Raw genomic sequence first — 12246 nt, 5'->3', positions numbered from 1 at the left:
TCTGGTCGGACGCCATCGCTGGCAAGCCAGCTCCCACAAGGATTGTTGGTGTTCACAAAACCTGTGGTCAGCTACAACACAATACTCATGCCGTCATACGCCACTTCAACATTGCGCTTCACCAGCTCCGCACGCTCTGGCGAATCTTCGTCGAGGATCGGGTTGGTGTTGTTGATGTGGATAAGCACTTTGCGTTGCTCGGGAAGCTGTTCCAGCACTTCGAGCATGCCGCCGGGGCCGTTCTGCGCCAGATGGCCCATCTCACGACCGGTGCGCGTACCGACACCACGCCGTTGCATTTCATCGTCATCCCACATCGTGCCGTCCACCAGCAGACAGTCGCTGGCGGCCATGATTTCCAGCAGCGGCGCGTCGACCTTGCCTAACCCAGGGGCATAGAACAGTTTGCCGCCGGTTTTCAGGTCTTCGACGATCAGGCCGATGTTGTCGCCCGGATGCGGGTCGAAGCGGTGCGGCGAATACGGCGGCGCAGCGCTGCGCAACGGCAGCGGGGTGAAGCGCAGGTTCGGGCACGCGGCGACGCTGAAGCTCTGGTCGAGCTCGATGCGGTTCCAGTCCAGCCCGCCGTTCCAGTGCTTGAGCATGTTGAACAGCGGGAAACCGGTACTCAGGTCTTCGTGGACCATGTCCGTGCACCAGACCTGATGCGGGCAGCCTTCGCGCAGGCTGAGCAGGCCGGTGGTGTGGTCGATCTGGCTGTCCATCAGGATGATCGCGCTGATGCCGGTGTCGCGCAGTGCCCGGCCCGGTTGCATCGGGGCGAAGCTCTGTAGCTGCGCGCGGATGTCCGGCGAGGCGTTGCACAACACCCAGTTCACGCCGTCATCGGAAATCGCGATGGACGATTGGGTGCGGGCCTGGGCATTCAGGCTGCCGTCGCGAAAACCGGCGCAGTTGACGCAGTTGCAGTTCCACTGCGGAAAACCACCGCCGGCGGCCGAACCCAGAATCTGGACGAACATGTGCGCTCCATCATTTCAACGCTGAAAATAAAACGCCCCGGCGAGCCGAGGCGTTGCACTGCAATTCTGCAAAGCAGAAATCAGCGGCTGGCGAAGTACATGGTGACTTCGAAGCCGATACGCAGGTCGGTGTAAGCAGGTTTGGTCCAAGCCATCAGGTGACTCCTTCTTCAAGGTGGGTGGGATAGCGCTATCCATAGGTATAGTCCACGGCAGCGCAGGGATGTTCAAAATGGTTAGGTGGCTATGTTACTCAAAATTTCAGTGGCTTTGCCCATGAATCTTTGAGAAAGCTCGTTGCAGGCGCGGTAATGATCATTTTGGCGCTTGCCATGGTGTGCCTGGCGAAGAGCTGGTGGCGAGGCAGAGCCAGGCGCCATCGGCGCGGATCAGGCGTTGTACAGCGCTGAGCAATGCAGGAGGTTCCAGTTGCTTTATCGCTGCGACCAGCGAAGGCAGGTAATCCGACGAGTGGCCGGCAAGTTTGGCCTGCCAGTGCAATTCGGCGGCGTCTTTGTTGGACAGGGCGCAGTCGTCGAATTGGGTGGCCAGCGCCTGGCGGTGTTGGTTGAAGCTGAGGTCGTCGAGGTTGTCGATCAGCGATGGCAGCTCGTTGATGAATTTCTCAATGTGTCCGAGCAACTCCGCAGGTGTGGTGCTCGGCGACTGCACACCGAATATCAGTCCCGTCTGGCCGTAAATCTGCCGCAATCCGCTGAACACCGCGTAGCCCAATTGCAACTCAACGCGCAGGCGCTGATAGAACGGCGTCTGAAACAGATGCGCAAGCAGGCGCCATGCGGCTTCGTCCGTGATCTCGCGGCTGGCGGTTGGGCAGAACAGCAGTAGCGCGTGTTCGCTGGAGGAGACCGTCTCAATGTGGCGCCACAGGTGCGGCCCGTTGATCGCGGGCAGCGGTGGCAACAGGTTGTCTGGTACGCCGGGAATGCGACTCAGCGCCAGCCCCATCGCTGACTGGGTTTGCGGGCTGAGGCCGAGGGCGAGGCCGTCCCAGCGCGAAGTTGTCCACAGGTGTGTGGCGTCGTCGGAGCATTCGCTGGCTGGTAAGCATTGATCCGGCAATGCCTTGAGCAGTTGTCGGATCGGCATCAGCGGGATTTCTGGCTCGGCGTGCACAGAATCGGCATCAGCCTGCGTCAGACTTTTCAGCGCATGCTCGAGGACGCTGGGCATCGGCTCCTGCAAACCGGTCAACTTCAGCAGCCACTGTATGCCAGTGAGGCTGAGAGACAATTCGACCCCGGCCTGACGTGCATCCTCACTGACCTCACGCAGATTGCGTTGCAGAGTCGCTTGCAGCTCAGTCGTAGCCGCCGACTCGAGCTGCCAGCGCAGATACACCGCGCCTTCAACGCCGTTATCCGGCAACGCCTGGCTGAACTGCATTGGCGAACGTTCACGACGGTTGCGCGATCGATCCTGAGCAAAGGTGCGCAGGCCTCGGTGGGCGCTGGTTTGCCCACGAATCAGCCCGGCGTTAGCCAGCGGTTCGTCGGATCGCAAGAACGGGTTGGCGGCGGGCAGATGCCAATGGGCGCTGAAGTTATCCACAGTGCCGAATTCGCGGAGGATGTGTTTCAGGGCAGCAAAGCCTGCTTCGGTCAGAGCGCTGTCGCATTGTTCGAACCGCACCAGTTGCAGCGCGCCGCTGACTTGCTGCTGACAGGCGAGCAGAGCTGCATGTTCTTTACGCAGCGGCGTCCAGTCTTGCTGAGCGGAGAAGAAGCTCAGCCAATCGAGTAGATGTTCACGCAGGGCCTCGGCTGCCTCGGGTGCCGAAGTGAACTCCAGATGCACCAACGCCTGCCCGTCAAACTGATACAACGGCGTGGCTTTCAAACCGTCAGCCAGCGTCCGTTGCCGCAAGTGCGCCATCAGGCCGCCAGGTTTTGCGCTGTTCAACCAGTGGCAAAGAAACCCCAGCGCCTCGGCAGACGATTCCGGCAACGCTTCGAAGGCAAACAGCCAGTCAACCCGACGCGTGGCCACCTGTTGATAACTTTTCGCCGAGCCGTTCATCAATGGCAGCGCAGGCTGTTGCGGCAACTTATCCCCAACCGGCAGCGCAGCCGCAAACTGCTCCGCCAAGTCGCGCAGTTCTTCCAGACTCTGCGGCCCCGCCAGACTCAACGTCATTTGCCCGGTGCGATAAAACTGCTGATGAAAGTCCTTCAGCGCCTGCTGAAATTCCGCGTCCTGCACCGCCAGGCTGTCTCGATTCCCCGCATGAAAACCGCGCAACGGATGCGCCGCGCTCAAACCGTCATACAACGCAAACTGTTGCTGCGCCGCCACATCCTGCGACCAGGCGACGAACTCCGCGTGCAGCACCTCACGTTCGCGCAACTGATCGTCCAGATTCATACGCGGATGCGCGAGCATGTCTGACAGACGCTGCAATCCGCCGCTGAAGGACGCTGGCGGCAGTTCGAAAAAGAAATCAGTGGTGCGCTCGCGAGTGCTGGCATTCACCTGCCCGCCGTGACCTTGCACGTAGGCCATCAGCGCCTCATCTGCAGGAAACCGCTCAGTGCCGAGAAACAGCAAATGCTCAAGAAAATGCGCCAGCCCCGGCCACGCCAAAGGCACGTCATGGCTACCGGCAGCCACCCGCAATGCAGCCGCGCTACGCTTCAGACTCGGTATATGACGCAAGGTCACGCGCAAGCCGTTGGCCAGGGTTTCATAATGGGGGCGAGGGGTGATCGGCGCAGGCATGGGCACTTCCAGAACAGTGAAGTGCCAATGCTAGCGGATTAGCGCTGGTTGAGCGCGGCGTAAAGTTCGGGGCGACGGTCGTGCAGGTAGCGATTGGCCGCGCGCGAGTCGAGCATCAACTGGCGATCCAGCTCACCGACGATCAACGCTTCGTCGAGTCCGGCCTGAGCGATACGGCTGCCATCCGGTGCGGCGATGCTGCTTTGGCCGCAGTAATGAATGTCGCCCTCGTGCCCGCAGTAGTTGGCGTAGGCCACATAACATTGGTTCTCGAAGGCGCGGGAGCGCACGGTGACATCGGCGACGAAATCGAACGGAATCATGTTCGCCGTCGGCACCAGAATCAGCTCGGCGCCGGCCAGTGCCAGACGCCGGGTGTTCTCCGGGAACTCCATGTCGTAGCAAATCAGGAAGCCGATTTTCCAGCCGTTGAGTTCAACGATGGGGAAGTCGTCCTCGCCGGCGCTGAACATCGAGCGGTCAAGATCGCCGAACAGGTGCGTCTTGCGGTAATTGCACAGCCGCTCGCCGTGCGCGTCGATCAACTGCACGGCGTTGTAGATCTGTCCGTCGGCGGTCCTTTCCGGATAACCGTAAGCGATCGCCAGACCGGCAGCCTTGGCGATCCGTCCGATTTGCTGCGCCCATTCACCGTTGTAGACCTCGGCCAAAGTGCTGACCGCTTCTGTGCCGATGTTGTAGCCGGTCAGGAACATCTCCGGCAGCACCAACAGGTCGGCGCCCTTGGCCTCCATCGCCAATTGATGCAAGCGTTGCAGGTTGGCGGCGGGTTCCAGTGGCAGCGGTGGACATTGGTAAAGGGCTACACGCATCGGGGATTCCTCTTACTCGGGCAGGGCGATAGGGCCGATGTCTTTGAACACATCACCCGGGCCCGGGTTCTCTTTATGTGTCGAACCACCGAAATGCTTCATGATCCCCCACACCGCATTGAGCGAAGTCTGCACCGCGCCTTCGACCCATGCTGGCGTCCACGAAACATCGTCGCCGGCAATGAAAATCCCGCGTTGCTCGGCCGGCATGTCGTCCTGCATGAAGTGCGCGTACATGCGCTGGTTGTAGCGATAGTGGCCGGGCAGGGCGCCTTTGAAGGCACCGAGGAAGTGCGGATCGGCTTCCCACGACACGGTGATCGGGTCGCCGATGATGCGCGCGGCGATGTCGACTTTCGGGTAGATCTTCTTCAGCGCGTTCAACGCCAGCTCGACACGTTTTTCCACCGGATGCGGAAGCATTTTCAGCGCATCGCTCATCCACGAGTAAGACAGGCAGATCACGCCCGGTTTGTCGTCGCCATTGTCGAACAGGTAAGTGCCGCGGGTCAGGCGATCAGTGAGGGTCATGCTCATCAGGTCGCGGCCGGTTTCCGGATCCTTGTCCTTCCAGAACGGCCGGTCGACCATCACGAAGGTCTTCGACGACTGCATATAACGGGTGCGGTCGAGGGCCATCCACATCTTTTGCGAGAACAGAGTTTCGTCGCATTCGATTTGCGTGGTCAGCAGCCAGCTCTGGCAAGTCGTCAGCACGGCGGCGTATTCACGGGTATCACCGTTATTGTCGGTAACGGCGAAACGTCCGTCGGGCGCGTGGGCGATTTTCTTCACCCCGGAGCGCGGCGCGCCACGGTGCAGCGACTTGAGGCTGGTGCCTTCTGGCCAATGTACGCAGCGCTCTGGCACATGACGCCAGATGCCTTGCGGGACTTGTTCGACGCCGCCGACCACCAAGTGCTGGTGATCGTCGCAGTTGGTCATCACCACGCGGAAGATTTCCAGCATCGAGTTGGGGAAGTCCGAATCCCAGCCGCCGGTACCGAAACCGACCTGGCCAAACACTTCGCGATGATGGAACGACAGCTTGGCGAAGGCTTCGGAGGTCGCAACGAAGTCGTAGAAAGTGCGGTCGTCCCACAGCGGAACGAGGGTGTTCCACAGCTCTTTCAGGCGTGGCACGTCGCGCTCGCGGATCGCTTGCTGGATGTCGGCAAATTGCGATCCGGCTTCCAGTGCGTCGGCCCAGGCGTCAGCCACTTCCTGAAACAATGCAGGAAGATCCGCCAGTTTCTGTGCGTAATGGGTTTTGCCTTCCAGATCAATCACGGTGCTGCCCGACGCCGGCGTCAACGGGTTGGGGAAGGGCTTCGTCTCAAGACCGAGTTTGTCGACGTAGTGATAGAACGCTGTGGACGACACCGGGAAACGCATGCCGCCGAGCTCAGCGACAATGCCGTCGGTGCCGTTAAAGGCTTGCGAGCGCAGACGCCCACCAAGCTTCGATGCTTCATAAACCACAGGCTTCAAGCCAAGTTTCATCAGCTCATAAGCCGCCACCAGACCGGCAATGCCCGCGCCGACAATCGCCACTTCGGCGCCATGGTTGTGCTCAGGAATGCTGCCGAGACCGGCCGGGTGTTCAATCCAGTCGTCAAACCCGAAAGGGAAATCCGGGCCGAAAATGGTCACCGGTTTTTTACCGTCTGCAGGATGGCGATTATTCTTGTTCATGGCTGACCTTGCTGGCGACCCGACGCGGAATGCGCGTCTGAGTATAGGAAAAGATGCCAGCCATTCTAGGGAGCGTAGAACACGTTAATAAGACGCAATGTGTCGTCTATTTGTCGGTTGATGCTGCAATTAGACGATTGATCTGGTCAGACTGGCTGTCCGCGATCAATTTTGCTGCTGAGAATGATCGAGGTCGTAGTCTTCTCTACCCCATCAACGGTGCCGATCTGATCCAGCAGTTGATCCAGCTGCTCCGGCGAATCGGTGCGCAACCACGCCACATAATCAAACTCGCCACTCACCGCACACAGCTGCTGCACCTGCGCCATCGCACTGAGCCGGCGCAGCACTTCCTTGCCGGAGCGCGGCTGCACCTTGATCCCGACATACGCCTGCAACCCGCCATCGACCACCCGCTGGCCAAGACGCACGCCATAACCAGTGATGACCTTGGCTTTTTCCAGACGTGCCAGCCGCGAGGTGACTGTTGTGCGGGCGATCCCCAACTGCCGGGCCAGCATCGCCACGCTTTCACGGGCATTGATCTGCAGGGCAGCAATCAACTGACGGTCGATTTCATCAAGCACGGGGGGGCGGATGTCAGGCAAGGAGCTTCTCCATGGGGGCGGTTCAATGGAGCGGCATGTTACAGGCTCAATCGCAATGCCAGAACGGGTCTTGGAGCCAATCCTTCGGAAACCCCATGGCTCGCTGATCTACCTCGGGAAACTCGCGTGTCAATTCATGCAATCGGAAACCCCAACGGGTGTGCGGGCTTACTTGGCGCGTCAAATGATTGAGTATGCAAAGCACGGGGAAAATCCTCGGATGATGGCCATCCTGAACCAGTGCTGCTGGCCATGCGAATGAGGGCTTCCTGGGTAGCTCCGGCCGGATCCCCAGTTCGCGATTCCACAATCTTGCGTGGTGAGCGCATATGTTTCGGATGGTGGTCAGTGTATGCATCCATGACAGCAGCAGTGGCGCAGGCAATCCTAGACGTCGAGCGATAGCTTTTTTATCAGCATCTCGGGAAAGCCCTTTGAAGAGATGTGATAAATCCCCCAAGGTAAGTTCTTCGAGCATGGCCCATCCGGGCATCAGAGAGGGTTTGTCGTAGTTGACTGGATAGTGACGCGCATAGCTTTCTCTGGCGCGCTGACGCTTTAGTTGGCTCTTGCGCTGCTCGCCGGTTTGTAATCGGTCGATTCGTTGACAATCCTTTTCATAATCGCGCTTGGCCGCAAGCTGTTTGGCATTGATGGTTTCCAACAGCCGAGCGTGATCATAGGTGTGCTGAAAGAGTTGAGCATTTACATACCAGTGCCCCCCATGGAGAGGCCCCATATGATTGCTGATCAAGGAGCGAACGGCCACTTCGACACGTTCGATTGCATCCATGACAAGCAATCGTAATCGACGGTCAAAATCGTAGAGTCTCGTTAGATCTCTGAAACCGGCACCTTGGCGAAAAGGGTGATCGTGATCCTCCGTCTGCTGGAAAGTGCGCATATAGGGAGTGAGACGAAAGTAGCTCACGACCTGTAGAAAGCAGTGGGCTCTAGATTCGTCCTGTATCCGCAATCCTCGTTGCTTGAGCAATACGATTTGCGCAGGGATGTCGATGACCGGCTTCTGAAAAACTCTCATGCCCTAAAATCTCCGGGCAAAAAAAACCCGCTCAATTTGTGCTTAGCTGCTGACGCAACCATAGGCATGGCGGGTATGTTGCGGGCAAGACTAGGTACAACCGCCCTGTTTTGCAAGTTTTTTGCTAAGCGGTGGATAGGCGGAAATACCTGATTTCTCATGGAGGGTTTGCGGTCTGGTTTATTCGAGTGGCTGGAAAGCGGAAACCAGGATCCGGCGCGTTCGAAGGCGTTCTACGCGCAGCCGCCATAACAAGATTGCAACCGCTGCGGGTCTCCGGGCTCACTGGTTTCCAAGGCTGACCGCTGATATGCAGCGACCTATGGAGAATATCCCGCTAAAGAAAACGCCAACAAGACGCTAAAGCCTTCCAACACACAGCTTCAGAACCTTCCTACAGTCATCGCGGCAATCTTCCGAGCATTGCGCTCGCCAACACCGGAACGGACAAACAATCAGGCAAAAAAAACCGCGCATTTGCGCGGCTTTTTCATTGTTTGGTGGGCCCACACGGATTTGAACCGTGGACCAAAGGATTATGAGTCCTCTGCTCTAACCAACTGAGCTATAGGCCCTCAGTAGGCCGCGGATTATAGCGATGGTTTCTCGGCTGTGCTATCCGAATAATCCGATACTGTAATACGCAGAAACGTGGCGGCGAATTCTTCGGGGGGCAGGGGCAGGCTGACGATGTAGCCCTGGATCTGTTCGCAGCCTTCGGCAGCGAGGAATTGTTGCTGTGCCTGAGTCTCTACGCCTTCGGCAATTACGGTGAATTGCATGCTCCGGCCCAAGGCGATGATGGCGCGCACAATTGCCGCGTCGTGTGGGTCGTCCGGTAATCCGCGGACGAAAGACTGGTCGATCTTGAGGATGTCCAGCGGCAGGCGTTTGAGGTAACTGAGTGAAGAATAGCCAGTGCCAAAGTCGTCGATCGCCAGTTGCACGCCGAGGTGTTTGAGCTGATGCAGCACCGCCAGCGCTTCCTCGGCCTGGCTCATGATGAAGTTTTCGGTAATTTCCAGTTGCAGTAAATCCGGCCGCAGGCGGTTGTCCTTGAGCAGTTGTTCGATGCGCCCGAGCAGATTCGGCTGGCGCAGTTGCGCACCGGCGAGGTTTACCGAGAGCGGGCCGAGGGGTTCGTAGACCTGGCCCCACTCGAACATTTGCCGACACGCAGTTTCGAGCACCCAATCGCCGATCTGCAGGATCATGCCGTTCTCTTCGGCGAGCGGGATAAAGTGCTCCGGCGGTACATCGCCGAAGGTCGGGTGACGCCAGCGAATCAACGCTTCGGCACCGACCAGGCTGTGGTCATCGAGACTGATTTTCGGTTGGTAATAGAGAAACAGTTCGTCGCGTTCAATGGCCCGGCGCAGCTCGTGTTCCAGTGCCACACGTTCGCTGGCCTGGGCGGTGAGGTCGCGGGTGTAGCTCTCGACCCGGTTGCGGCCTTTGGCTTTGGAGCGGTACATCGCCGCGTCGGCATTTTTCACCAGCGTGGCGACGTCACAGCCGTCGCGCGGATACAGGCTGGTGCCGATACTCGCGCTGATAAAGAACTCGTGCTCGCCCGCCTGGAACGGCGCGCCGAAGCAGTTCAGCAGTTTGGTGGCGATGTTGTCAGCGTCGCTGGCCTGCTGCAAACCGGGCAGCAGGATGATGAACTCGTCGCCGCCCAATCGTGCGACGGTATCGATGTCGCGCAGCTGCTCTTTGAGGCGCACGGCGATGCCTTTGAGCAGCAGGTCGCCGACCGGGTGGCCGAGGCTGTCATTGATGTGTTTGAAACGGTCGAGATCGAGGAACAACACGGCGCCCTGACCACCATTTTCCTGCTGGCTGTTCAGCGCCATCTGCAAACGGCTTTCGAACAGCGTGCGGTTCGGCAGGCCAGTCAGTGGGTCGTGATGGGCCTGATAGTCGAGTTTGGCCTGCGCGTGTTTGAGGCTGGAAATATCGGCGAATACCGCGACGAAGTGGGTGATGAATTTGTCGCGGTTGCGCACCGCGCTGATGGTCAGCCAGCTCGGGTACAGCTCGCCGTTCTTGCGCCGGTTGGAAATCTCGCCTTGCCAGTGACCTTCGTCGGTCAATTGATGCCACATCGCAGCGTAGAAGGCGCTGTCGTGCAGCCCGGAGGCAAGCAAGCGCGGGGTGTGGCCGAGTGCTTCGCTTTCGCTGTAGCCGGTGATTTCAGTGAACGCGCGATTGACCGCGCTGATGTGTTGTTGCGTGTCGGTGATCAACACGCCCTCGGCAGTGCTTTCAAAAACGGTTGCGGCCTGTTGCAGTTTTTCCTGCATCAAGTGCCGTTCGGTGATGTCGCGGGCGATGGTCAGCATGCAGTCTTCATCGCCGATCGGCAGCGGCCGCGCAGACACCTCGCACAGGCGAATCTGCCCGTCGCTGCGGCGAATGTGGCAGGTGAAGTCGCGCACGAAACCGTCGCGGTGCAGCAGGTCGAGCATCTGTTTGCGCTCATTGAGGTTGACCCAGATCCCTAGATCCAGCGCCGAGCGATCCACCGACATGGCGCTGTTGAAGCCGGTAATGCGGCTAAACCCTTCATTGACCTCCAGCAGCAGCCCATCGCGCTGGCGCGACAGCAGCAAACCGTCGGGCGAGGCGTGGAACGCCTTGGCGAACTTCTCCTCGGAGGTTTGCAACTGCTGCTGGGTTTCCTTGAGCGGCGTGATGTCGCGCACCACCACTACCAGCGCCGGCGTAGTGTCGAGGTCGAACGGCTCGGCGGAGATCAGCCCGGTGAACAACTGGCCATTGTTGCGGCGAAAGGGCATCTCCAGGTTGCGGATGCTGCCGGCCTGCAAGCGCTGCAACAGCCCCGGACCGACGCCGGGAATGCCCCAGATATTCAGATTGGTGGCGGTCTCGCCGATTACATCCTCGGCTTTGAGGCCGATCTGTTCTTCGAAGGCCTTGTTGACCTCCAGCAGACAACCGTCGGACAGCCGCGCGATCACCAGAATGTCCGGGCATTGCTGGAACACCGAGGCGAACTTCTGTTCGGACAAGCGCAGGGCTTCCTCGGTGCGCTTGGTTTCGCTGATGTCGATCATCAAGCCGCGCATCACCGGTTCGTGACCATGCTCGATCAGGCTGACGATGTCGCGCACCCACAGGCAGCGGCCATCAGCGGTGATCACACGGTAATCGAGACTGTGATCGCGCCCGGCCAGCACTTCGTGATCGCAGAAACTCTGGGCGCGGGTCAGATCCGCCGGGTGAATGATGTTGCGCCAGAAGCCCGGGATCAGCCAATGCGACAGTGGATATCCGAGCAACTCCTCAGCGTGAGGTGACACATAGCTGTAGGTGAAATCGCTGATGCGCGCTTCCCAGGCAATGGCCGACAGACTCTCCACCAGCCCGCGATAGTGGTATTCGCTGCTGCGCAGTTCCTGTTCGAGGTCGATGCGCCGGGCGATTTCCGAACTCAGGCGCCGGTTGATGCGGATTACCACCGCCAGGATGATCATCAGCAGCAACAGGCCCGGCAAGCCGTATACCAACAGATCAGACCAGAATGTCCGATGATCGAGGACGTTGCCCACCCAGTGTTCCTGAATGCTGCTGATTTCCTCCGGCGACATGTCGGCCAGAATTTTGTCGAGAATCCCCACCAACATCTTGTTCTCGCGTGGCACGCCCATCGCCAGTTGATAGCGATATGGGGTTTCGCCGCTGACATACAGCCCATCGAGCTTGAGCTGGCGCAGGCTCCAGACGCTGGAGGCCAGATCGCCGACCACTGCATCGACTTCGTCGGTGGCCAGCGCCTGCAATGCCGAGCTGACATTGGGCATGGCCACCAGATTCAGGTCGGGATGGTGGGTGCGCAGCAGTTCATGTGGCGCGTAGTTCTCGACCACGGCGATCTTCAGGCCGTACAGGTCTTCGATCTTGCGCGGTTGTGGGCCGCCGACATGGGCGAGGATGACAATCGGGAAATCCAGATAAGGGCGGGTAAAGGACAAGTAGTTCTGGCGTTCAGGGGTGGACATGATTCCCGGAAGCAGGTCGATCTGGCCCTTCTTGACCTGTTCCAGCACCACCGTCCAGCTTACCGGTTCTATTGGCGTGAGCTTGATCGCCAGGCGCTGGCGAATCACGTCGATATAGTCCGCCGCCAAACCCTGATAGCGGTTCTGGTCGTCGCGAAACTCGAAGGGCGGCCACGATGCGTCGACACCCAGGCGCAAGTCCGGGTGGGCCGTCAGCCAGCTACGTTCTTCGTCGGTCAGAGTCAGCGCGCCAGCCGTTGCGGTCCAGGTCATCAGCGACAGCAAAAAAAGCACGGTCGGCAGTCTGGGCATAACGGTCTC

At 59.2% G+C, this 12246-nt stretch carries 8 protein-coding genes and 1 tRNA gene; all 9 read right to left on the bottom strand.

Translation table 11 applies throughout. The features are described from left to right. Positions 1-71: 71 nt before the first annotated feature. The 9 genes from pqqB to ACP7BN_RS19125 all read right to left on the bottom strand — a co-directional run bounded on the left by pqqB (position 72) and on the right by ACP7BN_RS19125 (position 12237). Complete coding sequence (gene pqqB, locus ACP7BN_RS19165) at positions 72-983, bottom strand: pyrroloquinoline quinone biosynthesis protein PqqB (RefSeq protein ID WP_420647225.1); 912 nt, start codon at positions 981-983, stop codon at positions 72-74. 80 nt (positions 984-1063) lie between these two features. Further along, complete coding sequence (gene pqqA, locus ACP7BN_RS19160; RefSeq protein ID WP_003444522.1) at positions 1064-1138, bottom strand: pyrroloquinoline quinone precursor peptide PqqA; 75 nt, start codon at positions 1136-1138, stop codon at positions 1064-1066. A 160-nt stretch (positions 1139-1298) separates the two neighbouring features. Then, positions 1299-3722: a pyrroloquinoline quinone biosynthesis protein PqqF gene (gene pqqF, locus ACP7BN_RS19155; protein WP_426205653.1), complete on the bottom strand. Its 2424-nt coding sequence runs from the start codon at positions 3720-3722 to the stop codon at positions 1299-1301. 38 nt (positions 3723-3760) lie between these two features. Then, the gene (locus ACP7BN_RS19150) at positions 3761-4555 is read right to left on the bottom strand and encodes a carbon-nitrogen hydrolase family protein (protein WP_426205652.1); all 795 of its coding nucleotides are present in this window, start codon (positions 4553-4555) and stop codon (positions 3761-3763) included. Positions 4556-4567: 12 nt separating this feature from the next. Continuing rightward, positions 4568-6250, bottom strand: coding sequence for a flavin monoamine oxidase family protein (locus ACP7BN_RS19145; protein ID WP_426205651.1), 1683 nt, complete (start codon positions 6248-6250; stop codon positions 4568-4570). Between the two features lie 146 nt (positions 6251-6396). After that, positions 6397-6858, bottom strand: a complete 462-nt coding sequence (locus tag ACP7BN_RS19140; RefSeq protein ID WP_426205650.1) for an Lrp/AsnC family transcriptional regulator — start codon at positions 6856-6858, stop codon at positions 6397-6399. A 46-nt stretch (positions 6859-6904) separates the two neighbouring features. Then, complete coding sequence (locus ACP7BN_RS19135) at positions 6905-7900, bottom strand: Abi family protein (protein WP_426205649.1); 996 nt, start codon at positions 7898-7900, stop codon at positions 6905-6907. 498 nt (positions 7901-8398) lie between these two features. Next, positions 8399-8475 (bottom strand) — tRNA-Ile (locus tag ACP7BN_RS19130). A gap of 15 nt (positions 8476-8490) precedes the next feature. Continuing rightward, positions 8491-12237, bottom strand: coding sequence for a bifunctional diguanylate cyclase/phosphodiesterase (locus ACP7BN_RS19125; RefSeq protein WP_426205648.1), 3747 nt, complete (start codon positions 12235-12237; stop codon positions 8491-8493). Between the last annotated feature and the right edge of the window lie 9 nt (positions 12238-12246).

Origin of the sequence: Pseudomonas sp. TWP3-1 (assembly GCF_049896625.1) — a bacterium.
In the GTDB taxonomy this organism is placed as follows: Bacteria; Pseudomonadota; Gammaproteobacteria; order Pseudomonadales; family Pseudomonadaceae; genus Aquipseudomonas.
Note: the sequence above shows the minus strand (reverse complement) of the source record. Positions and strands in the feature narration are given on the sequence as shown.